This window comes from Paenarthrobacter sp. R1, from assembly GCF_030264015.1.
Classification (GTDB): domain Bacteria; phylum Actinomycetota; class Actinomycetes; order Actinomycetales; family Micrococcaceae; genus Arthrobacter; species Arthrobacter ureafaciens.
In genome coordinates, this window is record NZ_CP127115.1 from 842,405 (window position 1) to 865,015 (window position 22,611).

26 protein-coding genes and 1 tRNA gene are annotated in these 22,611 nt (G+C 64.3%); 11 read left to right on the forward strand and 16 right to left on the reverse strand.

The annotated features are described in order from the left end of the window. Positions 1 to 26 precede the first annotated feature (26 nt). Entirely contained in the window at positions 27 to 1,217 is a 1,191-nt protein-coding gene (rsgA, locus tag QN084_RS04040; RefSeq protein WP_069695740.1) for a ribosome small subunit-dependent GTPase A, read from the reverse strand. Positions 1,218 to 1,498: 281 nt separating this feature from the next. Further along, positions 1,499 to 3,295 carry a glycoside hydrolase family 35 protein gene (locus QN084_RS04045; protein WP_069695741.1) on the reverse strand — a complete coding sequence of 599 codons (1,797 nt, stop codon included), beginning with the start codon at positions 3,293 to 3,295 and terminating at the stop codon, positions 1,499 to 1,501. Between the two features lie 47 nt (positions 3,296 to 3,342). On the opposite strand from QN084_RS04045, the gene QN084_RS04050 reads away from it, so the two are divergent. Beyond that, positions 3,343 to 4,359: a pirin family protein gene (locus QN084_RS04050; RefSeq protein ID WP_069695742.1), complete on the forward strand. Its 1,017-nt coding sequence runs from the start codon at positions 3,343 to 3,345 to the stop codon at positions 4,357 to 4,359. Positions 4,360 to 4,382: 23 nt separating this feature from the next. Here the strand turns inward: QN084_RS04050 and QN084_RS04055 are convergent, their stop codons facing one another. After that, a complete protein-coding gene (locus QN084_RS04055) occupies positions 4,383 to 5,330 on the reverse strand; it encodes an N-acetylglucosamine kinase (RefSeq protein WP_069695743.1) in 948 nt (315 codons plus the stop codon). A gap of 40 nt (positions 5,331 to 5,370) precedes the next feature. Between QN084_RS04055 and QN084_RS04060 the strand changes: the two genes are divergently transcribed. From QN084_RS04060 to QN084_RS04075, 4 genes are read left to right on the forward strand one after another with little or no spacing between them, the layout of a single operon-like run. Beyond that, positions 5,371 to 6,402 carry a nitronate monooxygenase gene (locus tag QN084_RS04060; protein ID WP_069695744.1) on the forward strand — a complete coding sequence of 344 codons (1,032 nt, stop codon included), beginning with the start codon at positions 5,371 to 5,373 and terminating at the stop codon, positions 6,400 to 6,402. 9 nt (positions 6,403 to 6,411) lie between these two features. Next, the gene (locus QN084_RS04065; RefSeq protein WP_069695745.1) at positions 6,412 to 7,641 is read left to right on the forward strand and encodes an MFS transporter; all 1,230 of its coding nucleotides are present in this window, start codon (positions 6,412 to 6,414) and stop codon (positions 7,639 to 7,641) included. A gap of 42 nt (positions 7,642 to 7,683) precedes the next feature. Further along, positions 7,684 to 8,322, forward strand: coding sequence for a TMEM175 family protein (locus tag QN084_RS04070; protein ID WP_069695746.1), 639 nt, complete (start codon positions 7,684 to 7,686; stop codon positions 8,320 to 8,322). Between the two features lie 51 nt (positions 8,323 to 8,373). Beyond that, the gene (locus QN084_RS04075; protein WP_021472511.1) at positions 8,374 to 8,880 is read left to right on the forward strand and encodes an Lrp/AsnC family transcriptional regulator; all 507 of its coding nucleotides are present in this window, start codon (positions 8,374 to 8,376) and stop codon (positions 8,878 to 8,880) included. A gap of 41 nt (positions 8,881 to 8,921) precedes the next feature. Here the strand turns inward: QN084_RS04075 and QN084_RS04080 are convergent, their stop codons facing one another. Beyond that, entirely contained in the window at positions 8,922 to 10,157 is a 1,236-nt protein-coding gene (locus QN084_RS04080; protein WP_021472510.1) for an MFS transporter, read from the reverse strand. Between the two features lie 191 nt (positions 10,158 to 10,348). Between QN084_RS04080 and QN084_RS04085 the strand changes: the two genes are divergently transcribed. Genes QN084_RS04085 through corA form a run of 3 tightly spaced genes read left to right on the forward strand, consistent with a single transcriptional unit; the run spans position 10,349 to position 12,285 of the window. After that, on the forward strand, positions 10,349 to 10,843 hold the full coding sequence (locus QN084_RS04085) for an Lrp/AsnC family transcriptional regulator (protein WP_052474281.1): 495 nt from the start codon (positions 10,349 to 10,351) through the stop codon (positions 10,841 to 10,843). A gap of 10 nt (positions 10,844 to 10,853) precedes the next feature. Then, positions 10,854 to 11,279, forward strand: coding sequence for a DUF1761 domain-containing protein (locus QN084_RS04090; protein WP_021472508.1), 426 nt, complete (start codon positions 10,854 to 10,856; stop codon positions 11,277 to 11,279). A 10-nt stretch (positions 11,280 to 11,289) separates the two neighbouring features. Next, a complete protein-coding gene (gene corA, locus QN084_RS04095; protein ID WP_021472507.1) occupies positions 11,290 to 12,285 on the forward strand; it encodes a magnesium/cobalt transporter CorA in 996 nt (331 codons plus the stop codon). 11 nt (positions 12,286 to 12,296) lie between these two features. On the opposite strand, the gene QN084_RS04100 is transcribed toward corA, so the two are convergent. The 12 genes from QN084_RS04100 to galU form a co-directional block, all read right to left on the reverse strand. After that, entirely contained in the window at positions 12,297 to 12,827 is a 531-nt protein-coding gene (locus QN084_RS04100; protein WP_031216600.1) for a ferritin, read from the reverse strand. Between the two features lie 32 nt (positions 12,828 to 12,859). Next, positions 12,860 to 13,231, reverse strand: a complete 372-nt coding sequence (crcB, locus tag QN084_RS04105; protein WP_069695747.1) for a fluoride efflux transporter CrcB — start codon at positions 13,229 to 13,231, stop codon at positions 12,860 to 12,862. Next, a complete protein-coding gene (locus QN084_RS04110) occupies positions 13,228 to 13,638 on the reverse strand; it encodes a fluoride efflux transporter FluC (protein ID WP_139126856.1) in 411 nt (136 codons plus the stop codon). The genes crcB and QN084_RS04110 overlap by 4 nt, the downstream gene beginning before the upstream one ends. 38 nt (positions 13,639 to 13,676) lie before the next feature. After that, a complete protein-coding gene (locus QN084_RS04115) occupies positions 13,677 to 14,207 on the reverse strand; it encodes a universal stress protein (RefSeq protein ID WP_031216598.1) in 531 nt (176 codons plus the stop codon). Positions 14,208 to 14,241: 34 nt separating this feature from the next. Beyond that, the gene (locus QN084_RS04120; protein WP_069695749.1) at positions 14,242 to 15,948 is read right to left on the reverse strand and encodes an ABC1 kinase family protein; all 1,707 of its coding nucleotides are present in this window, start codon (positions 15,946 to 15,948) and stop codon (positions 14,242 to 14,244) included. 4 nt (positions 15,949 to 15,952) lie between these two features. Beyond that, complete coding sequence (locus QN084_RS04125) at positions 15,953 to 16,492, reverse strand: PadR family transcriptional regulator (protein WP_021472501.1); 540 nt, start codon at positions 16,490 to 16,492, stop codon at positions 15,953 to 15,955. An 80-nt stretch (positions 16,493 to 16,572) separates the two neighbouring features. Then, positions 16,573 to 17,019 (reverse strand): VOC family protein, encoded by a 447-nt coding sequence (locus tag QN084_RS04130; RefSeq protein WP_021472500.1) that lies wholly within the window; start codon positions 17,017 to 17,019, stop codon positions 16,573 to 16,575. A gap of 109 nt (positions 17,020 to 17,128) precedes the next feature. Next, positions 17,129 to 17,201 (reverse strand) — tRNA-Ala (locus tag QN084_RS04135). 38 nt (positions 17,202 to 17,239) lie between these two features. Then, the gene (locus tag QN084_RS04140; RefSeq protein ID WP_062097412.1) at positions 17,240 to 18,040 is read right to left on the reverse strand and encodes an SDR family oxidoreductase; all 801 of its coding nucleotides are present in this window, start codon (positions 18,038 to 18,040) and stop codon (positions 17,240 to 17,242) included. Positions 18,041 to 18,044: 4 nt separating this feature from the next. Then, complete coding sequence (locus QN084_RS04145; RefSeq protein ID WP_069695951.1) at positions 18,045 to 18,914, reverse strand: hypothetical protein; 870 nt, start codon at positions 18,912 to 18,914, stop codon at positions 18,045 to 18,047. Positions 18,915 to 19,066: 152 nt separating this feature from the next. After that, positions 19,067 to 19,693: a GNAT family N-acetyltransferase gene (locus QN084_RS04150; RefSeq protein ID WP_021472497.1), complete on the reverse strand. Its 627-nt coding sequence runs from the start codon at positions 19,691 to 19,693 to the stop codon at positions 19,067 to 19,069. A gap of 5 nt (positions 19,694 to 19,698) precedes the next feature. Beyond that, on the reverse strand, positions 19,699 to 20,604 hold the full coding sequence (gene galU, locus QN084_RS04155) for a UTP--glucose-1-phosphate uridylyltransferase GalU (RefSeq protein WP_031216593.1): 906 nt from the start codon (positions 20,602 to 20,604) through the stop codon (positions 19,699 to 19,701). A gap of 134 nt (positions 20,605 to 20,738) precedes the next feature. Here galU and QN084_RS04160 point away from each other — a divergent pair, with 134 nt between their 5' ends. The 3 genes from QN084_RS04160 to QN084_RS04170 all read left to right on the forward strand — a co-directional run bounded on the left by QN084_RS04160 (position 20,739) and on the right by QN084_RS04170 (position 22,610). Then, the gene (locus QN084_RS04160) at positions 20,739 to 21,341 is read left to right on the forward strand and encodes a 5-formyltetrahydrofolate cyclo-ligase (RefSeq protein WP_069695750.1); all 603 of its coding nucleotides are present in this window, start codon (positions 20,739 to 20,741) and stop codon (positions 21,339 to 21,341) included. A 153-nt stretch (positions 21,342 to 21,494) separates the two neighbouring features. Further along, positions 21,495 to 21,761 (forward strand): FmdB family zinc ribbon protein, encoded by a 267-nt coding sequence (locus QN084_RS04165; RefSeq protein ID WP_021472493.1) that lies wholly within the window; start codon positions 21,495 to 21,497, stop codon positions 21,759 to 21,761. Positions 21,762 to 21,827: 66 nt separating this feature from the next. After that, positions 21,828 to 22,610 (forward strand): RcpC/CpaB family pilus assembly protein, encoded by a 783-nt coding sequence (locus QN084_RS04170; RefSeq protein WP_079941116.1) that lies wholly within the window; start codon positions 21,828 to 21,830, stop codon positions 22,608 to 22,610. The last annotated feature ends 1 nt before the right edge of the window (position 22,611 follow it).

Sequence of the window (22,611 nt, forward strand, 5' to 3'; positions counted from 1 at the left end):
ATTCCGTAATGAATCGGCAATAATCGTCACCGCTTCCGGCGCTTTCCCTTCCTGGCCGACCTCTCCTCAGCCCGATCATGGCGGTACCTTTCGGCGGCGCGTTGCCCTCGTTCGGCCGACACCACTTTCTGGTGCCATTCCCGCTGGTAGGCACGACGCGCGGCAGCGTCGTGCTTCCGGTTGAGTGCGGCCAATTCTCGTTGCAGTTTCAGGTAGCTGTCCCACCTCCGCTGGTCCAGGGAACCGACGGCCAGGGCCTCCAGCACAGCACAGCCAGGCTCTGCCTGGTGGGAGCAATCAGAGAACCTGCATTGTTCAAAGAGCTCTTCCAGATCGCCGAACATCTCTTCCATGCCGTCGTCAGCATCAAAGAGGCCGAAGCCGCGGACTCCGGGCGTGTCCATCAGCACGGCTCCGCCGGGGAGGGGAACCAGTTCACGGGACGTCGTGGTGTGCCTGCCCTTGCCGTCGCCGGCGCGTACTGCACCCGTGGCCTGCTGCCGGCTCCCCGTGAGCGCGTTGATGAGCGTGGATTTACCGGCACCGGAGGGTCCCAACATCACGAGGGTCGCCCCCGCCGGGATGTGCCTCAGGAGCTCGTCGATGCCGTCGCCCTGTTCCGCCGAGGTGGTGACAACGTCCACGCCGGCTGCCTGCAGCAGCACTTCCCCCACGACGTCGTCTGCGATGTTGGCAAGGTCCGCCTTGGTGATGACCACCAGCGGCGTTGCCCCTGAATCCCAAGCGGCTACGAGGGTTCGTTCGAGCCGGTTGTGGGTCAGTGGACGGTCCATGGGGACCACTACCGCCACGATGTCGATGTTTGCCCCGAGGACCTGCTCCTCGGAGGAGGACTCGAAGGCGCGTTTGCGGCTGAGTGCCGACAGGCGCGGGAGGATCGCGACGACGGCGGGCTCACCTGCCGTGTTACGGCCCAGCCAGACCCAGTCGCCCGTGGCAGGGGCAGGCCCGTGGGAGGGGTACGGCAGGCGCAGCAGGCCCTCGCTGGATGCGACAAGGACTCGGTTCCTGTCCAGCCTCACGATCCGGCCGGGCGTGCAACCTCCCTTCTCCGGAACGGGGTTGTCCCGGAAATGCCCGGACGTGGCGGGAGTGAAACCGTATTCGATGGGGCCATGATCCGGCGGAGCTGCGCTGTTTACAGCCGCGCTGTTTTCAGTAATGGAGCGGTCGCTTGATGAAGCGTAAGTATGCAATTCAGTGCCTCTTGTGAGGCCCGGCAGACCTAGCTCTGGCAGGTGGATGCCGGGACGTGGGTGGTGGTGTGATGATGCGCCGCGACTGTGAGCGGGGCGCGCAGTACTATGGCAGTCATCAAATCCACCTCCTCGGCATCAGGACCGGCCTCTTAGCAGCCGTCAGTGTCCAAACAATTGGCAACAGGGTTCAGGATAGCCAGCTTCGGAGGTCCTGACGAGACCTCAGGACCCGATTGGCGCGGGCTTTCCAGCTTTGGGTCGAGCCGGGATGTTCAGCATCAGTCCAGCTCGGCCGCGGCTATGGGACCTGCCTCGGCCGGCCCCAGGTCCGGTTTTTCCCGGAGTTCGACGACGTTCCCCGCCTTCTCCAATTCGAGGACCCTGATGCTGTTGAGGCCAGCCCTCAGCAAAGGGGCCGGTGCATACAGCGCTGCTTGCGGGCCTTTGTTCCAGAAACGGCCAAGGAGGAAACCGTTGAGCCAGATGAATCCCTTGGTGGACTGCGGAAGGGCAATATGGGTATCCGCCGGCTCGGATACTTCAAAGGAGGCTTCGGCAAGACCCTGAAGGTTCTCCTGCGTCCAATCGGCCAACGCAACAGGGGTCTGCGTCCAATGGAATGTATAGCGCTGGTTGATCAGGACGCCGCCCAGGATGCCCTTGCCGTGCCCCGTCAAAGGACCGTAGTTGATGCGGCCCAGGTTCTCGACGAGGATTTCCAGTTTGGCCGGGGCACCCTCTCCGGTGACGGCAATTCCTTCAGTGCCCGTGACGTCATCCAGGACCCCCACGTAACGGCCATCGACCCGGAGGTACGCGCGATCGTTCAGCCCGGAAATCCTGATGCGGCTTTCCGCAGGAGCGCCCGGTCGGCCCGGGAGGATCGCCGTTGCCTCGTAAAGCACCATGCCGCCGTCGAGCCCCAGCTCCTCGAAGCTGAGCGGCCTGACGCTGGTGACCGGTTTGCCGGAACCGCGGGCCGACTCCCACAGGTCCTGGCCTTCCGAGAGCGTCAGCGTGCGGGCGGGGAGAACCGGAGGCGGGGTCAGAAGATCGGCAGGCAGCTCGGGGAGGTCCTGGATTCCCTGCGCCCGGTGGAACTCCCGCCGGAAGGCATGGAACTTCGGTGTGAGGCTGCCGTCCTCGGCGATCGGAGCGTCGGAGTCGTAACTTGTGACCGTGGGTTGGAGCAGGCGGCCGTCATGGTTGCTGCCGGAGCCCAGGCCGAAGTTTGTTCCTCCGTGGGCCATGTAAACGCAGAGGGAACCACCAGGCTCGAGGATGCGGCGAGCCTCGGCGGCCGCTTCTTCGGGGTCCCGCCGGTGATGGTGCTCGCCCCAATGGTCAAACCATCCACCCCAAAATTCCACCGTGAAGAAAGGTTCTCCCGGCCGCCGCCGCTTCCACGTTTCGATGGCTTCATCACCGCGGCTCCCCAACGTAGCCGCGGCCCACGTACCCTCGATCGAGCCGCCGTCGAGGAAGTAGTCCGTGCCTCCGTCTGCCGTAAAGAGCAGCTCAGTGATGCCGCGCGCCTGGAGCGCTTGGCGGTTCCACCGCAGGTAGTCGTGGTCGTCCCCGTAACTGCCGTATTCGTTCTCGATCTGCACCGCAACCACAGGCCCTCCCTGCGATGCCTGCCGGGAGGCAACAATGGGTAGCAGATGGTCAAACCACTCCTCCACAGCCTCCGTGAAGTCCGGGTCCATGCACCGCAGCCCGATCCCGGGCATGCCGGTCAGCCACGCCGGGAAGCCGCCGTTGTCCCATTCGGCGCAAATGTAGGGGCCGGGCCGGACAATGACGTCCAGGCCTTCCCGGGCGGCGGTATCGATGAAGCGTCCCAAATCCCGCCAGCCCGTGAAATCCGGGGCCTGGTCCTTCTTTGGCTGATGGAAGTTCCACGCGACGTAGGTGTCAACCGTGTTGGCTCCCATGGCTTTGAGGCGGCGGAGCCGGTCCCGCCACAGCTCGGGATGGACACGGAAGTAGTGGATGGCTCCAGCGAGGATGCGATACGGTTCACCCGAACGGTAGAGCACGGCGTCGTGGTAGCTCAGGAGGGCTTTGCTCACGCTGAACAGATTAGCTCAAATTCCAACATTTATGCACAGGTGATGAGATGACCAACCTGGAACCGGCCCCCACAGAGCAGGTATGTCCCGCCGCAGTCGAAGGACAGGGCCCGTGTGTGCAGCTGTGGCCGGAACGTGAAGTGCCGCTCGGCGGCGTGCGGGCGATGAACGTCTACCGCACGCTGCCGCAACGGGGACTGCCCACGGTGGGTGCCTGGTGCTTCCTTGACAGCTTCGGGCCGGACCGCGTCGCCATGAGCGTCCTCCCCCACCCCCACTGTGGGCTCCAGACGGTCACGTGGCCCTTGGAGGGAGCAGTGCGGCACCGCGACAGCGTTGGCAGCGACGTGGTGGTCAAGCCGGGCGAATTGAACATCATGACCGCGGGAAACGGCATCTCGCATTCGGAGTTCTCGGTCCTTCCTGCAACGCAGGAAGAAATTCCGATGTCCCGAGGACTGCAGCTGTGGGTAGCCCTCCCCGACGCACACCGGCACCGCGAACCGTCCTTTGAGCAGCACCGGGATTTGCCCGTGGTCAACGGCGAGGGTTTCACCGCCACCGTAATGGTGGGCGAATTCGGCGGAGTGCTCTCCCCTGCCACCATGTTCAGCCCCATTGTTGGTGCTGACATCACGGGCTCGGGCGCGCTGGCATTGCCGCTGCGGCCTGAATTTGAGCACGCGGTCCTGGTCCTTGACGGGCAGCTGGTGATCGACGGCGTGAACGTCACCGCCGGGCCACTGGCCTACCTGGGCGCCGGACGGAACGAACTGCGGGTGGAGGCCGAACCGGACACCCGCTTCATGCTGCTGGGCGGCGAGCCCTTCGGCGAGGATCTGCTGATGTGGTGGAACTTTGTGGGCAGAACCCACGACGAAGTGGAAAAAGCCCGCGAAGAATGGGAGGCGCAGGGATTGCTCGACGACAACGCTGCCGCCACCGCGCGCTTCGGGCTGGTCCGCGGCCACGGACCGGATGCCGGGCCCGAAGCGGGCCGGATTCCCGCTCCGCCCTTGCCGGGAGTCAGGCTGAAGCCGCGCACCAGGGGCCCGCAGGAATGACCGACGCCCGCTGGCGCTGACCGTCAGCCGCGCTGTTCGGCCACGAGCCGTGGCACGCCGAACACGGGGTCTTGATCCAGGATCCGGACGTCCGTGATGCCGCGTTCAGCCAAACGGGCCTTGAACGCCTCCTGGATTGGCACCACGTTCATCCCCAAGCCGCTGCCGAGGATCACCGGTCCGTCCAGGCCCAGTTGACGCACGGCTTGGGCGGCAAGGTCCGCGAGGTCGTTGCCCGCTTGGACGAGCAACCGTTGGCTGGTTTCATCGCCTGCGGCGGCCGCCTCCACAACAAGCCGGGCCTGCTGCGCCCAATACCGGCGACCAGTGTCCGGGGAGTGGAAAAGGGCGATCAGCTTTCCCGGATCATCAACGCCGCAGGAGTCCAACAACGCCTGGCTCAACGCGTCAGGCTCCAGGCCCTGGTTCATGCGCCTCAGGCTGTGGCGTACGGCTTCCCTGCCCAACCAGTAACCGCTGCCCTCGTCCCCCAACAAATAGCCCCACCCACCGGCACGGGCTTCCTCGCCGGCCTGGTTCCGGCCCCAGGCAGCCGAACCGGTGCCCGCAATGACAGCCACGCCCGTACTCGCTCCACCGGCTGCCAGCAGGAGCCGCGAATCGTGCACCACCGTGATCCGGGCACCCGGCACATGGGGCGCTATGAGATCCGCGAGCGCCTTGGCGTCTTCATCAGTGTCAATCCCGCCGGATCCTGCGTAGACCTCCTCCACGGCGCCCCCGCCGATCTTCGCGAACAATTCGGCCAGGTTGGCCTTCGCCTGTTCCCGGGTGACGTTCTGGACGTTGGAGCTCCCTGCACTCTCATCCCGGACGGGAACGCCGTCCTGGAACCTGACGCCGCGTGTCTTGGTGCCGCCAATGTCCAGCCCGATCACCGTGCGGGCCGGGGCGGCCAGGCCAGAGGAGGAGTTGGAAGGGGAATGGCTTGCGGAGTCAAGATTGTTCACCGTGAAAGACTAGCTTGGAGCGCCCCTAGGAGAAACCGCCATGCCCTTGTTCGACACTCCCTTCATCGCGGCACCCATGGCCGGCGGAACATCCACCACGGCACTGGTCCGCGCTGTCCAGGAAGGAGGCGGCCTGGGCTTCCTGGCGGCCGGTTACAAGAGTCCCCAGGCCATGGTGGCGGAGATTGCCGCCGCCCGGTCCGAAGGCCTCCGCTTCGGCATGAACGTCTTTGTGCCCGACCCCGGCCAACTCCACCCCGGCCCCGCAGTCCTGGCACAGCTGGAGGCCTACCGGGCGGAACTGCAACCTGACGCCGAGCGCTACTCAGTGACCTTGCCCCCGCTGCGCCTGGATGACGACGACGCATGGCAGGAAAAGATCGACGCTCTTCTGGCAGATCCGGTTGAATACGTCAGCTTCGCCTTCGGGCTCCCCGGCACCTCCGTGGTCAAAGCCTTGCAGAAGGCAGGGAGCGTCGTGATCACCAGCGTGACCACCGTCGAAGAGGCCCGGGCGGCCGCTGAAGAAGGCCCGGACGCGCTGGCCGTCCAGCACAGTTCGGCAGGAGGCCACACCACCGCCTTCCTCCCGCGCGGTGCCGGGAGCGCCACCGCACCAGGAACGACGGCGGCGCTCCTCACCCAGGTGCGATCCGCCGTCGAGCTTCCCTTGATAGCCGCAGGCGCCATCACCGACGGCGAGGCCCTCAGGGAAGCTCTCGCTGCAGGCGCTTCGGCAGTTCAGGTTGGCACCGCCCTGGTCCGGACCGAGGAAAGCGGTGCCCGGCAAACCCACAAAGACGCCTTGGGCGATGCGCAATTCAGGGAGACTGCCATGACGCGTGCGTTCACCGGCCGCCTGGCGCGTTCCTTGGTGAACGACTTCGTCCGCGATCACGCCAACGCACCTGTTGGGTATCCGGCCATCCACCACCTGACAGCACCCGTGCGTGCCTCCGCGTCGGCCGCCGGCGACCCGCACCGCCTCAATCTGTGGGCCGGAACCGGTTGGCGGACCGCCCGGACCGGCTCAGCAACCGACGTCGTCAAGGACTTCCTCGGCGGGGCATAACCTGAAACGGTGACAAAAGCACCTGACACCACTGCCGCAACCGATACCTGGGACGGCCACCCCAAAGGCTCCAGTGGCTACCGCCGGATCCTGGCGGCCCTGGCAATGGCAGGTGTAGCCACGTTCGCCCAGCTGTATTCCACCCAAGCAGTCCTGCCCCTTATGGCCGCTGACCTCCGCATCTCCGCTGCCGACGCGGCACTCAGCATCTCCCTGGCCACCGTGGGCCTGGCCGTCACCGTCCTCCCTTGGTCTTTCCTCGCCGACCGCATCGGCCGGGTCCGCGCCATGGCAATCGGAATCGGCGCCGCCACCATCCTTGGACTGCTGGTTCCACTCGCACCCACCGTTCCGGTCCTTCTGGGCCTGCGGGCGCTGGAGGGCATGGCATTGGGAGGAATTCCCGCAATTGCCATCGCCTACTTGAACGAGGAAGTCACCAAAATCCACACGGCCCTCGCCGCCGGCAGCTACGTGGCCGGAACAACCCTGGGCGGATTGGCCGGACGGCTGGTGGCCGGGCCCGTGGGCGAGCTGTGGGGGTGGCGGGCGGCTGCGCTCGCGGTGGCCGTGCTGGCCACGTTGTCAGCAGTCCTCTTCCTGCTCTTGGTCCCCAAACAGCGGCGCTTCACACCGGCTCCTGTCCAAGGCCTTCGGGGCGCGTGGCGCACCTTGAGCGTGCACGCAACCAACCCCAAGCTCTTCGCCCTCTACCTTCAGGCCTTCCTGCTCATGGGCGGTTTTGTGGCGGTCTACAACTACCTGGGCTTCCGCCTGCATGCCGAACCGTTCAATCTTCCAGCGACGCTGGTCAGCCTCATTTTCCTGGCCTATCTCTCAGGCACGGTGACGTCACGGTGGGGAGCGGGACTGACGACGCGGTTTGGTCGCCGCAACGTGCTCCTGGCCGGCATCGGCGTGATGTGCGCCGGGCTTGCCCTGACTCTTTTCGATAACCTCGTGGCCACCTTGGCCGGACTCGTGGTCTTTACCGGTGGCTTCTTTGCCGCGCACAGCGTTGGGTCAGGATGGACAGGGGCGATCGCCACGAAAGGCCGGGCACAGGCTGCTTCGCTGTATAACCTCTCCTACTACATGGGCTCGAGCATCATCGGATGGGCGGGCGGGCTCGCCTTCCAGGCCTATGGCTGGACGGCTTTGGCGTTGGCCGTGACCGCCCTGGCCGTCACGACGGCGGTTGTCACCGCGGTGGTTCACCGAACGGTTCCCCAGGGCTAATGACAGGCTGGTTTCGGCGCGGAACCCCCTACAATCAGTCTCATGGCACAGGTCACCAGGCCCCGGGAACTGTCCTCGCCGGAGCGGCTTCAGGCATTTACCGACGCTGTTGTGGCGATTGCCCTGACGTTGCTGATCCTCCCGCTCATGGAGAGCGTGGGCGACCTCGCCGATGAGGAAGGAACTACCGCCGAATGGTTCGACCGTGAGCGGTTTGCGTTGCTGGGCTTCGCTCTGAGCTTCCTTCTGATCGCAGTTTTCTGGGTTCACCACCACCGTCTCTTCCGGGTAGTGCGCCGCGTGGATTCCGGTTTGCTCTGGCTGACCGTGGGGTGGATGTTTACCATCGTCTGGATGCCGGTGGCCACTGCCCTGTCAACACAGATGCATCCGGACTGGGCCCAACCACTGGTCTACATCGGCACCTTGCTGGCCACCAGTGTCATGCTCCTGACCGCCCGCCTGCACTTGCGCCGCCACCCGGACCTCCACACCATGGACCGCGTGGAGTCCGCGGCCGGAATCCGTTCCGGGGCCATTGTGGCAGGCCTCTTCTTCCTGGCGCTGATCGTTGCCCTCATCGCTCCCGGCCTCGGCAATCTGCCGTTGATCCTCATGGTGGCCAGCGAACCGCTGCAGCGGCTCTCCACCAGGCGCCTCGAGAGAGCGGCAACCGCTTAGTTGCAGGGAATTCACCGTTATGATGAACAAACGGCAATTTCAGGAGGACAAGTGAGCAGCGCCGCGAAGAATGTTCGATCCAGCCCGGGTAACGCGGAGCCGCTGGACGCTATCGACGAGCGAATCCTTGCCGCCCTGGTGGAGGACGCCCGCATCTCCAACAAACAACTGGCCGAACTGGTGGGCATAGCCCCTTCCACGGCGCTGATGCGGACCCGGGCTTTGTCAGAGCGCGGCATCATCGAAGGGTTCGAGGCCGTGCTGAGCCTGCCCGCAATCGGCCGTTCGGTCCAAGCACTCATCGCCGTGCGCCTCCGCGCCCACGACCGCGATCAGATCGACCGCTTTACCGCCCGTGTGCCCAAGCTGCCGGCAGTGATTTCCACGTTCCACACCACGGGTTCCGTCGACTACCTGCTGCACATCGCCGTCGCCAATACGGACGATCTCCGCAACTGGCTTCTGGACAATCTGGCCACCGACCCCGTAGTGGGCCATACGGAAACAACCATGGTTTTCCAGCACATCCCGGGCAATCGGGGTCCGCTCCCCGGGTAAGCACGGCTGGACCGGGCCGCCCACGTGCGCGACCGGCGTCGTTAGCCCTTCCGGGCAACCCGCAGCGAAACGGCGGCGAGCAGCAGCGCCGCCACCCCGCACAGGACCGTGAAACCCACGACGGCGGCCTGGAGGCCTACGGCCGTGACGGCGAGTCCCAGCCCAATCACCGGGACGGCGCTGCCCATATAGGTGATGACGTAGACGGTACTGATGACCTGCGCGTGGCGGGCGCTTTCCACCTTGCCTGCGACGTCGTTGAACACCTGCCGGAACGCAACGCCCTGGCTGGCTCCCGCCGTGATGCTGACCAGCACCAACAGAACCGGGCTGGACCAGGCCGCAGCGGCCCCCAGCAGCCCAACCGACACACCTAACAGGGCCAGAGCCACGGGAACCAGGTACCTTCCCCGGACGCCCACCAACTGGCTCATCGCCGAGACGCCCAGAGTGAGGCCGGCGAGCAAGCCGATGAGCGGCCGCGAGTCCGCTTGCACAATGCCCGCAAAGTAGCCGGGCGCCAGGGAAAGGCAAAATCCGAAGACCGCGAAGCTCAGGAAGCCCACCGAGGAAGCCATCCAGAAGGCACCCCGGGCAGCCCGGGAAACGGCAGGACGCCTGGGAGCAAGGACCTTGAAAGCCGGCTTGCCCGGGGCGGGTGCAATGGCGGGCCGTGCCTTGAGCAGCCACAGCGGCAAAAGCGCAGCAAGCAGGACTGCGGTGTGGATGTAATAGGGCGTGCGGGTGGGGTCGGGCAGGAGGGAGAGCAGACCGCCGATGAACGGGCCTGCCGCCACTCCTCCGGCCGAGGAGAGCAGGGTGAACCGGGACGCCCAATCAGGCCGGTGCGGCAACAACTCCCGCAGCGCCGCCGAACTGGCGCCGGTTGCCAGCCCAACCGCCACGCCTTGGAGCGCGCGGCCCACCGAGAGTGCGGGAAGGCCGTCCGCGTTGGCGAAGATGATGCCGCCAAGAAGCCCCACCAGGACAGCCAGCACCAGGGCAGCGCGGCGTCCGATGTGATCCGACCAGTGGCCGGCAACCATGAGGACGAGGATCAGCGCCAGCACGTAGCTTGAAAAAGCGACCGTCACGTCGAGGGAAGACAATCCCATCTGTGCCTGCAACAACGGATACAGCGGAGTGGCCAGGTTGGCGCCCACCAGCAAGGTGAAGATCACCACTCCGGACAGGACCAGCCGTGCCGTGGTTCCGGCATTCCAGCTCCAGCGGACGGCTGTGGCCGGACGCATGCGGAGCTCGCTCAAGACAGTCATTACATGCCTTCATCGCTTCGTGGCCCCACCGCCTCCTTGTGGGAGGGCCTGCGGCCAAGTGTGTTCATGGGTGGCAACAGGATGTCGCATCACTGAGCGTAAAGAAGTGCTTGGGTGAGAAGATTGAGCGAAAACATCAAAGTATTAGGACCCAAGTGAGCCGGAGTGATCATTTGAACAGCCTGGACCCCATGGATCTGCGGATCCTGCTGGAGCTCATCAAGGACCCCCGCATCCAGATAGCAGAGCTCAGCGACACCCTCGGCATCGCCAGGAACACGGCGCAGAGCAGGGTCAAGAGGCTGTTGCGTTCCGGCGTGCTGCAGGCCGCAGGCCGTGAAGTGGACCTCGAGAAGGTCGGCTATGACGTGGTTGCCTTCGTGACCATCGAAGTGACACACCGAGAACTCGACGGCGTGATCGGAGCCTTGCGCCTCATCCCCCAGGTCTTGGAGGTTCACGAGATCTCCGGACGAGGCGACCTTTGGTGCCGGGTAGTGGCAACAGACACCCACAACCTCCAGTCGGCGCTTCGATCCGTGCTCCGCACCAAGGGCGTCATCCGCACGGAGACTGTCCTTGCCCTGCACACCCATATCCCCTACCGCACTGAACCCTTGATCAGCCGGATGGCAGCCCCAACACGCGGCCGGCAGGACCACGTACAGAACGGTTCCGGGACCTAAGATTTTGGGTATGGACTGGCTTTCACACATTTCCGACATCAACTGGCTCGCCGTGCTTCTGGCCTTCATTTCCAGCATGGTGGTTGGGTTCGTCTGGTACATGCCGGCGGTTTTGGGACGCAAGTGGATGGAAGCCATCGGCAAGACCGAAGACGACCTGAAGAACATCGAAGGCGGAGCGGGCATCTGGCTCCCCATGATGTTGGCTTCGGCCATCACGAGCATTCTCCTGGCAGTGTTCATCAGCGCCTTGGACGCGAACACCTTCTGGGGTGGAGCCTTCCTCGGCATCATCATCGGCCTGATCTTCCGGGCAGGCGGCCACGTGATCCACAACGGTTTTGCCGGTCGGCCGTCCGCTGTGACCTTGATCGACTCCGGTCATGACGTGCTGGCCCTGGCCATCGCGGGTGCCATCATCGGAGCCATCCAGTAGCGTTCCACCAGTGACCATCATCGATAACGCCGTCTATGTGGACGGTGTCCGCACCGCCACCCCCGCGAGCCTGGAGCAGACCTTCGAAACACTTGCCCGGCACGGCGGCATGGCCTGGATTGGGCTCTACCGTCCAACGCAAGAGGAGATGGCGGGCGTCGCCGCGGAATTCGGGCTCCATGAGTTGGCCGTGGAGGACGCTGTGTCCGCGCACCAGCGCCCCAAACTGGAGAGGTACGACCACAACCTCTTCACCGTGCTTCGTCCTGCGAGGTATGTGGACCACACCGAAACCGTGGAGTTCGGGGAGTTGCACGTCTTCACCGGACCGAACTTCGTGGTGACCATCCGGCACGCCGAAACGGCGGGCGTCGCGCAGGTCCGCAAACGCTTGGAGGGCAGGCCCGACCTCCTCAGGCACGGGCCGGAAGCAGTGCTGTACGCCCTCGTGGACCAGGTGGTGGATGACTATGGCCCGGTAGTCGCCGGCCTCGAGAACGACATCGACGAAATCGAGGACCAACTCTTCAGCGGCGACACCAAGGTCTCGCGCCGCATCTATGAACTTGCCCGTGAAGTCATCCAGTTCCAGCGTGCCATCCACCCACTGCCCGAAATGATGACGCTCCTGGAAAAGGGGTTCGAAAAGTACGGCGTGGACATTGAACTTCAGCGCTCCCTGCGCGACGTCGAAGACCATGCCCAGCACCTTATTTCCCGGGCCAACTCTTTCCGGGACATCCTGCAGAACGCCCTCACGCTGGATGGCACTCTCACGGCGAACCGTCAGAACGAAGCCAGCGCCGCCCAAAACGAGCAGGTCAAGAAGATCTCATCCTGGGCTGCGATCTTCTTCGCCCCGTCGTTTGTGGCCGGCGTCTACGGCATGAACTTCGACGTCATGCCGGAACTGCATTGGGATTTCGGTTACCCCATGGCGTTGGCGTTCATGGTTGGCTCGGCGCTGCTGATGTACGTGATCTTCAAGCGCAAGGGGTGGCTCTGACGTACCCTCGGCTAGAGGGCACCGCCTGCCGCTGATGGCGCTCCGGAGTCGTGCCCGCCGTCGCCCACGGCCTCGCGAGCCACGTAGTTCTCAATGTCGAACAGGTTCTCGGCACGCTCGGTGATGTTCAGCAGCGTCGTCATCGATGCCACTTCTTCGACCTGCTCTTTCAGGAACCACAGCATGAACTGCTCACCGAGGGCGTCACCCTCTGCACGGGCCGCCCGGAACATTTCCTCGATGTTCCGGGTCACTTCCTTTTCTTGCTGCAGGGCCAACTCGATCGGTTCCCTAGCATTGGCGAAATTGTTGCGCACCGGTGCTACGCCCGGGATCTCCACGCGCAGGTTCCTGTCCAGCATGTACTGGACCATCATCATGGCGTGATTGCGTTCTTCCAAAGCCTGGCGGTAGAAATGGCGCGCCAATTGCGGCAGGTCCTCTCCATCGAAGTACACGGCCACGGCGATGTACTGCTGCGAGGCCGCGAACTCATTGGCGACCTGGGCGGACAACAACTCAGTGAATCTATTCTTAGCCATGGCCTGATCCTACAACCGCGTCGCCACACTTTTCAGGGCAAGGCGAACGCAATCCATAAGCCCACAGCGGCCGCCCCTACGCTCGCCACCAAAGATCCCACGGCATTGGTCAAGGCCAACCCCGTGCGCCCGCTCTGCACCAGCCTGATCGTCTCAACGCTGGCCGTGCTGAACGTGGTGTAACCACCCAGGAAACCGGTACCAAGAACCAGCTGCAGCGAATCCGGAGCGTGGCCGCGCACCACCAGCCCGCCCACGAACCCCAGGACCAAGGACCCGGAAACGTTGATCAGGATGGTGGCCCACGGCAGCGCCGTGCGCAGCCTGCTCCGGATCAGGCCGTCCACAATGAACCTCACCGCCGCGCCCACGCCGCCGGCGAGCGCAAGGAAAACCACCGTCATGGCTCCACCGTGCCATCCCCTGGGCGTCCACGGGCCAGGGACCTGCGATGCTGCCTGGCGGCGAACCAGATGCCCGCGATAGTCGCCGCGGCGCCGCCAACAACGGTGGCCCCCGCGTACCACACAGCTCCGGCCAGGTCAGCGGAGGTCATCAGATGCACTGTATCCAGCGCCAAGGTGCTGTACGTGGTGTAAGCACCAAGGAAACCCGTGCCCAAGGCGAGGCGCAGGACACGGCGACGACCGGCGTCGGGCCCTCTCCTGGACAGTCCCTCCAACAGGGCGCCCAGTGCCAAAGCCCCCGTAATGTTGATGATCAGCGTAGGCAGCGGCCACCTGTCGGGTGAGGGGATGACCAGCCCCAGCCCGTAACGGCTCAGGGCGCCCAGCACTCCTCCGGCAGCCACGAGACCCACAAACCTCCAATTGAGGTGGACCGGCCGGGTCACTCCCCCGGTCCCGTCAGTCGGTCCATGTTGTCCGGGGGCACGGGCACCACCACGACCGGCCGATCCTGCAGGTGCACCAGGTGCCGCGCGACGGACCCACCTGCGAACTCCTTGATGGCCGAACCTGGTTTCCGCTCCCTCGCGCCGACGACGATCAGGGAGGCACCGATCGCCTTGGCGTGTTGTGCCAGCGCGTGGGCCGGTTCGCCGGACAACCATTCCATGGACCACGTGACACCCTTGCCCCTGAGCACAGCAGCAAGAATCTTCTCCAAGGACTCCGGCAGCAGGCCTGCGGTGTCATCAACGCCGTCGGGGTCTATGGGAGCCAGCCGCCGCCCCGCCGGACCGTCCACGCGGTAGGCCGTGACATCGACAAAAACGCAACTTAGGTCAAGGCCCGCCGCAGCAGCAAGGTCCGCGGCGGCATCGAGAACCTGCGCGCTCTGCCCGGGAACGACGCCCACCACAACCGGGCCTGACATCCCAAGCCTTGGCTCGTTACGCGCTGCAGGGGTCTCGGTCACAGGGAAAGTCTACGGCGCTTTGCAGGACCCGCTGTCAGGGACGCGGCGGCTTCAGGACGAAGAGCAAAGGCAGGACAGAAAGGATCATCAGGACGTTGCCAAGCCCGCTGTCCGCTGCCCGCACCAGGGCTCCGGCGAGCAGCAGGGCACTGAAAACCAGAGCAGCAACACCGCGTTGGCCAAGACGGACAAGCCTCGCCAACTGCCGCTCCACCCGCGGATCGGCCACCTCCACGGCACCTTCATTCAGACGGGTGAGGACGGCATCCAGACGCTTGGGGAGGCCGACGGCCACCGTTGCGATCTCAAGCGCCTGCGAGGCCGCGTCCCGGGCGAAGTTGCCGCGCTCCTCACGCAGCAAGCCGGCGGCGTAGGGTTCCACGGAATCCCAGAGGTTGAACCTCGGATCAAGGGAGCTGCAAACCCCGGAGGTCAGGGACATGGCGCGGATGACAAGGAGGAAATTCTCCGGCAGCTGGAAGGGCAAGGAACGAACAACGTCTCCAAACTCCACGGCAAACTCGCGGAATTCCCGTGGATCCACCTCACGCAGCTCGGCAAACCCCATACCGCCAAAGCGTGCGAACAGCTGCGTCATGGCCCGTTCCAGAGCACGGGTATCTGCGGATGGAACCAGTACACCAATATCGCTAATGGCGGCCACCAGTCCTTTCCCGTCCCTCGCGGCCGCCGCAATCAGCAGCTTCCGCAGGCCGCCGCGTGTCTTCGGAGGCACCTGCCCCATCATTCCGAAGTCGATGAAGGTCAGTTTCCAAGGGTGTTCTGCCGCCGTATCGCCGGCAGGGGTAACGAAGATGTTGCCCGGATGCGGATCTGCGTGAAAGAAGCCGTTGGTGAACAGCTGGTCGAACATGACCGATGCAAATACGGGTGCGACTTCCGCAGGGTCGATTCCGGCGGAACGGAGCCCGTTCGCGTCGGTGATCTTGATGGCTGTGACATCCTCCAGCGTGAGTACCCGGCGCGACGTCCGCTCCCACACCACGCCCGGGACAGCCACCCGGCCATCGCCTGCGAAATCCGCGGCAAAATGCTCGAGGTTGGCTGCCTCATTCAGGTAGTCGATTTCCTCAAGGCTGGTTTGGGCGAATTCCTTGATGATCGCGGGAACGTCGGCACGGCTGGCTACCAGGCGGATCCGGCTTAGCCAGCCACCCACCTTCCGCAATGCGGCGAGGTCCACGTCCACGATCTTGTCGATACCGGGCCGCTGGACCTTGAAGACGACGCTGCCCAGCCCGGTGTCCTCCCGATCGGCGGCACGAAGTTCAGCACGGTGGGCCTGCCCCAGCGAAGCCGCAGCAAGGGGGACCTCGTCAATGGAGGCAAAGACCGCCTCCAGTGGCGTCCCCAGCTCAGCCTCCGCCAGTGCCTTGATCTCATCGAACGGAACAGCCGGCACCTCGTCCTGCAGCCCTTCGAGTTCCTTTGTGATCTCGGGCGGAAGGACATCCAGCCTGGAAGACATAAACTGCCCCACCTTGATCATCAGGCCACCAAGTTCCACAGCCAGCACATGGAACCGCCGGGCGAACTGCTGCATTCTCCGCGCCCGGTTGCGTTCCGGAATCCTCCGCAAGCCAAGCCGGGGCAACGCAAGCTCGAACCACCACGTAACAGCGAGGTGCCACGCCGCGAAACGCAGGATACGGCGATACCGGGCACGCGTGTTCCCGAAACCGGGCGACTGGACAGACCGGCTTCCCCTAACCGATGCCACCCCCTCAGTCCCGGGCGAGGATGGTGTAGATCCGGCGTCTGGCGTCTTCCAGGACGGCAATAGCTTCCTGAACCTGCTTGGGAGTGCCGGAACGACCAACCTGGGCCGCAGCCTGGGCCAATTCCATGCCGGCCTTGGGCAACGCCCCGAACCCGGGCCCGCCCTCCGCCCCGCTGCCCCACAGCGACGAAGTTTCAGCGTTGTCGACGTCCTCCCGGCCGGCCTCGGTCAGTGAATAAATCTTGCGGCCGTTGGATTCCTCGGCACTGACGAAACCCTCATCAGCCAGCAACTGCAGTGTCGGATACACGGAGCCCGCGCTGGGCTTCCAGTTACCGCCGCTGCGCTCCTCGATTTCCCGGATGATTTGATAGCCATGCATGGGCCGCTCGGCCAGAAGCGCGAGGATGGCCGTCCGCAGTTCGCCGCGGCCCGCCCGGCTTCCTGCCCGCTTTTCAAAGCGGGACTTGAAGTCCTCCACCGCTTGCCATACGCCGTCGAAATTGTTTCCCATGAACCCGCTTGCGGGGAATGAATCACGCATGATGCCCACCTCGGAAGATCGCGAACGATACTGAACGATAGCTAACGCTATACCCGGGGCATTAGAGGGACAATGGCTCATCAGCCCTGATCGATTCTTTCCGCCAGCGCCACGATGACTCCTTCAGGACCCCGTATGTAGGCCATGCGCCACATGTCCTCATACCGGCCAACGCCGCCGATGAGTCCATAGCCAGCCGAACCCACGCGTTCAATGGCGGCATCAAGGTGGTTCACCTCGAATGCGACGTTTCGCAACCCCAGATGGTTGGACATGGCCGCGGGCGAACCGGGTTCGTGCCCGGGGTGGGTAAACGAGGACAGTTCCACACCCGTTCCGCCGTCAGGAGCCCGCAGAGTGGCAATCTCGCTGCGGGATCCGGGGATGCCGATCACGGTGTCAACGAATTCACCCTCCATGTGCATGCGGCCCTCAAGTCCAAGGCCCAGGCTTTCAAAGAAGGCTATGGCTCCATCGAGGTCAGCAACGGTGATGCCGACGTGGTCGAAGTGTTTTACGAAGGACATGCGGCCAAGGCTAGCCCAGGCCGGGAGCGTTCGTTAAGGCAGCCTGAGAACCGCTGGAGCCATAAGACGAAGAATCCGGGCTTGATCGCCACGGGATGGAGAAAATGTGTGGAGCTAAGGAGATTCGAACTCCTGACCTCTTCGATGCGAACGAAGCGCTCTACCAACTGAGCTATAGCCCCCGAACCTGCGCCCTTGCGGCGCGGCCAGTGTCCCTAGGCTATAAAGTTTTCCGACCGTTTTCCAACCACGACACGAACGTCTCCCGGCCGTACTTCTGCTCCGGCACCAGGTTCAAGCCCGCCCGCAAGTAACGGCCCATCGCTCCGGGCAGCGGTACGTGGATGAGCTTGCCCCGCGAGCCAGTGGCTGCCTTCCAAGATACCGCCAACTCCTGCATGCTGAGCACTTCCGGCCCGCCGACAGTCCGCACGTGATGACCCGCCCCCTGCCCCGGCCCCTCCGCTGCTTCCAGCGCTGCCTTGGCCGCATCCGCCGGGGAGATGGTCTGGAACCTCGCGCCCTTGAAGACAGGGATCAGTCCCAAACGGGAACCGGCTCCAAAGACCATGGCCACCAGGCTGTGGAACTGGGTGGCCCGCACCACTACGCTCTCCAGCCCGGAGTCGGCGTAGGCCCGCTCCTTTGAAGCTTTGGATACGTAGTAGGGATACGTGCTGCGATCGCAATTAATGATCGACAACACCACGGCCCTGCCCGCCCCGGCATCGCGCGCTGCCTGAGCAAGCCGGGCACCGCCGTCGGCGAACTGCTTCCGGGCCTTGCCGAATTGCCCCTCCAAGCAGTCGATCACGACGTCGGCACCCGCCACTGCGGCATCCAAGCCAACACCGGTGGTGACGTCACCCGCGAAGTAGGTGGCGCCGTCGTGATGCGTGGACGATCCAGGGGACGGCACGTGGCGGCTCAACACCCTGACGGTGTGGCCTGCTGCCAAGGCGAGCCGAACGACTTCGCGACCAACCTGACCGGTTCCGCCCGCAACGCAAAGAACCGCCATCGGCCTAGGCGCGCCGGCGTTGAAGGACGTCGTCGAGGTTGCTCAGGGCGCTCTGTCCCTTGACGGCGGTACGGGCCGGCCCTGCAGCCTCCTGCTGGACGGCACCCTGCTTGAGCACAGGCTTGCCCACCGGCTTGGGGGCCTCAGGCAGGTCCAAGGGCTCAGGGGCGGGACGGTTCGCCTTGGCCGCGCCCACGTACGTGGGTTTGGGGATCTCAACCGGTTCCCAGGGAGTTCCCTCGTTCCCGGCGGACGTTTCTGCCGACTTATCACCTGCTGCCACGGCAACTGCAAGTGCCGCTTGCCGGAGTTCCAAGGCAGAAAGCCGTGGCGTTTCCGGTTTGTCCGCTTCCGCATCAAAAACGGGAGTTTCCTTGGCCTCGCTAATGGGCTCCTTGGGCAGGTACCTGGCCGGCGTGGGAATCCGCGTGGCCTGTGCCGCGCGGCGGGCGCGCCGTTCACGGAGATCACGCAGGGCCAGCTTCCGCAAGACGACCACGGCCAGGACGGCACCGATGAACGACACCAAAGGCAACCAGAAGGAGCCTTGGCCGAAGAGGGTGAACACCCCCGAGACGGCGGCAGTGACCAGCAATATCAAACCGGCCAGGGCAAGGGTCAACCTTGCGTAGCGGATGGTAAACGGCGTGTTGGGCGTAGCCCGGGGAGACGACTTAGCCACACGGGATTCCTGGGGCGACGCCTGTGCTTTGCTGTGCATGGTCTCCATCGGTTTCTCCTGCTGAGGTGCCACGGTAAAGACCACCCCTGCCTGCGTTTCGTCTGGCTTGTCCTCGAATACCTCACCCGGCACGGTGGCCGTTTGGACCTGCGTCCGTTTGCTCCGAAGAACATAGGGCGCCACCCACACCATCCACAGCGCAACAGTGACAACGAGTATCACTGAGCTGCTGAGAGGGAAGTCCACATTCAAAACCGTAGAAGCAAATCGTCAGGTGCTGCGGCATTGCCTGCGGTGTGTCGCTTGCGAGTCCCCAAATGATGGCCGCGAACGGGAAAAACGGCCTATGACCTGCCCGTTCTTCGTTCCAGCCAACCTCGCAGAAGTCCCTGCGGCACTTCCTCGGACGTCAGCGCGAAGGACCGGTGGTCCGCCCATTCACCATTGATGTGCAAGTACCTCTGCCGGTAGCCCTCGTCCCGGAATCCGAGCTTTTCCACCACGCGCAGGCTGGGCCCGTTCTCTGGACGGATGTTGATCTCCATCCGGTGCAATCCGAGCGCGCGGAAACAATGATCCGTAGCCATAGCCACCGCCGTTGGGGCAATCCCGCGCCCGGCGCGGTCCTTGTCCACCCAGTACCCCAGCGTGGCCATCATCGCCGATCCCCAAACGATCGAGGAGACGGTCAGCTGTCCCACGATGCGCGGCTCGCGGAAACCGGGAGTCCTTTCGGTGATCAGGAAAGGCAGTGCGGTAGCCTGCCTCGCCTGGTCATTAAGTGACGCCACCATCTGGCGGTAGCTTGGGAGCCGTCCGCCCGGAGCCGGATTGGATGCCTCCCACGGCGCGAGCCATTCACTGTTCCGCGAGCGGACCTCGGACCACTCCCGCTTGTCGCGGTACCGGATTGGCCGAAGTACGAGGTCTCCGCTTTCCAGCGTTACCGGCCAGATGGCAGAGCCGTACACCGCAGTTACTTGGGCAGGGAAGCCGTGAAGTCCGGCAGCCACTCGCGAAGCTCGGGACCGAGGTCTTCACGCTCGCAAGCAAGCTCGATGCAGGCTTTGAGGTAGCTCAGCTTGTCCCCGGTGTCATAACGGCGGCCGCGGAAGACCACGCCATAGACGCCGGATCCTTCGCCTTCTCCACGGGCCAGGACCTCAAGGGCGTCGGTCAACTGGATCTCGCCGCCGCGACCGGGAGCGGTGTTTTCCAGGACATCGAACACTGCCGGGTGCAGGACGTACCGGCCAATGACGGCCAGGTTGGAGGGTGCTTCTTCCGGGGACGGCTTCTCAACGAGCTGCTTGATGCGTACGTAGCCGTCTTCGTCGTTTTCCTCGACGTCGGCACAACCGTAGGCGCTGATCTTGGAGGGCTCCACCTCGATCAGGGCAACTACAGAGCCGCCGGTCTTCTGCTGCACGGCGATCATTTCGCTCAGGAGGTCGTCCTTGGGATCGATGAGGTCGTCACCGAGGAGCACGGCAAAGGGCTCGTGCCCCACATGCTGCTTTGCACGGAGCACAGCATGGCCCAAACCGTTGGGATCGCCTTGGCGGACGTAGTGGATGTCCCCGAGGTTGGTGGCGGACTGGATCGCCTCCAGCTTGGTGGTGTCCCCCTTCTCCGCAAGCGTGGCTTCAAGCGCCGGCACACGGTCGAAGTGATCCTCCAGGGCACGCTTGCTGCGGCCGGTGATCATGAGGACGTCGTGCAAGCCGACCTTGACTGCTTCTTCGACCACATACTGGATGGCGGGCTTGTCAACTACGGGCAGCATTTCCTTCGGCATTGCCTTCGTGGCAGGAAGGAACCTGGTACCGAGACCCGCTGCGGGGATGACGGCCTTACGGACAGCATTGTTATGGTGAGTCACCGGACTAATCTAACGGAAGGATCACGTCAAAAGGTAAACCCCCGCCGTGCGGGTGTGCACAATCTGTTGACGTTCACGTCCGGCAAGGGCAGCGCTGCCCGGCCCGCCGGACCACTTCGACGAAACGGACGGACATGGAATCCAAGGAAGAAATCCGCAGCGCCCGACGGCTGCAGCGGCGAAACCGCACGCCGGAACAAATTGCCGCGGCCGGAGAGGCGCTGGCACGGCACGGGGTGAGTTGGGCAAAGGACGTCTCAGGCGGGTCCCCGGCCACCTTTACCGTCTACTTGGGCGTGGCCTTCGAGCCGCCCACCCTGCCATTGATTGAGGCCCTCCATCAAGAGGGGCACAGGATCCTGTTGCCCGTCTGCGAGCCCGGGCGCACGATGAGCTGGGTGGAATGGACGCCGGAAACCACCTTCGTGAGGTCCTCCTACGCCCCCATCGATGAGCCCGAGGGCGAGAGGCTTACCAGTGCGGTGGCAGGAGCGGATGCGGCAGGCATCTTCATGCCCGCGACTGCCGTTGACGGCGATGGCAACAGGATCGGCCAGGGCGGCGGATACTATGACCGCTTCCTCCAGGGCCTCAAGGATTCGGCGCAGCGGCCGCGCACCATAGCGGTGACGTACGACGACGACGTGTTGCCGTCCGGTGCGATTCCCGCCGAGGCTTTTGACCAGCCGGTTACGGAAGTTCTGACGCCCTCGGGAATTGTCCGGCTCGGCCGGTAGTTATATGCCGTGGTATCCCGCACAGATAACGACCGGTCGACCGGCGGAATCCACGGGATGATAGAATTGGCACTCAGGCCCTGCGACTGCTAAGGGAGGTAGTCCTCCCCTCGCCGCCGCCGGACCTGAACTTTGTTCTGAAGGAGGAATTCAGTGCCCACTTACGCATACGCCTGCAAAGACTGCAACCATGCCTTTGACATAGTGCAGTCTTTTTCGGACAGTTCCCTGACGGAGTGCCCGGAGTGCAAGGGTGCGCTTCGCAAGAAGTTCAACAGCGTCGGCGTCGTTTTCAAGGGCTCAGGGTTCTACCGCACGGATTCCCGCGATTCCAAGGGAAGCACGGTTTCGGCCGCTCCTTCGGCTCCCGCGACCCCGGCACCCGCTGCGACTCCTGCGCCTGCTGCCGCCGCCAGCTGATCGCTTTATCCACATAGGGCTTCCGGCCGCTCCCCTGCGGCCGGACCCCTTGGCTAGCGTGGCCATATGCCACTCAAGCCACCCTCCGCACCGCGCTTCCGCACCAGGCAAACGCCCTTCGGGACCCGGCGCCATCAGGGCACCACCCGTACAACAGACCCAAGCGGTCACGGGCAGCACTGGACAGCCACCGCCGCTTCCTTCGGAGCCAGGCATCGGCGCCTGACAGTGGCCCTGCTGCTCTGCCTGGCCACCGGAATCGCCGTCCAGCAACTTACTCCAGTTCCCGAGCAACAGGTCAGCATAGTGGTTTCGGCCAGGGACCTCCCGGTCGGCGCCAGCGTCTCTGAAGCAGACTTCATCACCGCCGGCATACCCCGAAGCGCTTCCTTCCCCGGAGCCATCGAGGACCCTGCACGTCTTCAAGGCCGCCAACTCGCTGCACCACTGGCCAAAGGCCAAATCCCCACCGAGACCAGCTTCCTGGGTCCGGGATTGCTCACCGGTGCACCGCCGGGGTCGGCCGCCGTCCCGCTCCGAATGGCCGACCCGGCATCAATTCGCTTACTCTCGCCCGGGCAGCTCATCTCGGTCATCCTCTCGGCCAGCGAGGCATCCGCATCTTCCCCACGCCATGACGTGCTGGCAGGGGCCGTTCCTGTGCTGTGGACCTCAGCCCAAGGCGATGCCCCCGGCCAATGGCCGGGCACATCCGAAGCGGACGGGTTGGTAGTGGTAGCCGCAGACCCCCAGCAAGCAGAAAAGCTTGCCGGCGCTTCAACGCACGGCAAGCTTTTCTTTATGTTGGTGCATGGACCCCAATCCGGCCCACCGGACACTGCAGAATGAG

Bases quoted from the DNA above. Each gene is read 5' to 3' on its own strand.
- QN084_RS04130 (WP_021472500.1), bottom strand. From the start codon at position 17,019: ATGTCCTTCGTAAAACACTTCGACCACGTCGGCATCACCGTTGCTGAC.
- QN084_RS04125 (WP_021472501.1), bottom strand. From the start codon at position 16,492: ATGCGTGATTCATTCCCCGCAAGCGGGTTCATGGGAAACAATTTCGAC.
- QN084_RS04070 (WP_069695746.1), top strand. From the start codon at position 7,684: ATGGCACAGGTCACCAGGCCCCGGGAACTGTCCTCGCCGGAGCGGCTT.
- QN084_RS04080 (WP_021472510.1), bottom strand. From the start codon at position 10,157: ATGACTGTCTTGAGCGAGCTCCGCATGCGTCCGGCCACAGCCGTCCGC.
- QN084_RS04100 (WP_031216600.1), bottom strand. From the start codon at position 12,827: ATGGCTAAGAATAGATTCACTGAGTTGTTGTCCGCCCAGGTCGCCAAT.
- QN084_RS04160 (WP_069695750.1), top strand. From the start codon at position 20,739: ATGGAATCCAAGGAAGAAATCCGCAGCGCCCGACGGCTGCAGCGGCGA.
- QN084_RS04170 (WP_079941116.1), top strand. From the start codon at position 21,828: ATGCCACTCAAGCCACCCTCCGCACCGCGCTTCCGCACCAGGCAAACG.
- QN084_RS04090 (WP_021472508.1), top strand. From the start codon at position 10,854: ATGGACTGGCTTTCACACATTTCCGACATCAACTGGCTCGCCGTGCTT.
- QN084_RS04085 (WP_052474281.1), top strand. From the start codon at position 10,349: ATGGATCTGCGGATCCTGCTGGAGCTCATCAAGGACCCCCGCATCCAG.
- QN084_RS04140 (WP_062097412.1), bottom strand. From the start codon at position 18,040: ATGGCGGTTCTTTGCGTTGCGGGCGGAACCGGTCAGGTTGGTCGCGAA.
- QN084_RS04050 (WP_069695742.1), top strand. From the start codon at position 3,343: ATGACCAACCTGGAACCGGCCCCCACAGAGCAGGTATGTCCCGCCGCA.
- QN084_RS04060 (WP_069695744.1), top strand. From the start codon at position 5,371: ATGCCCTTGTTCGACACTCCCTTCATCGCGGCACCCATGGCCGGCGGA.
- QN084_RS04145 (WP_069695951.1), bottom strand. From the start codon at position 18,914: ATGGTGTGGGTGGCGCCCTATGTTCTTCGGAGCAAACGGACGCAGGTC.
- crcB (WP_069695747.1), bottom strand. From the start codon at position 13,231: ATGACGGTGGTTTTCCTTGCGCTCGCCGGCGGCGTGGGCGCGGCGGTG.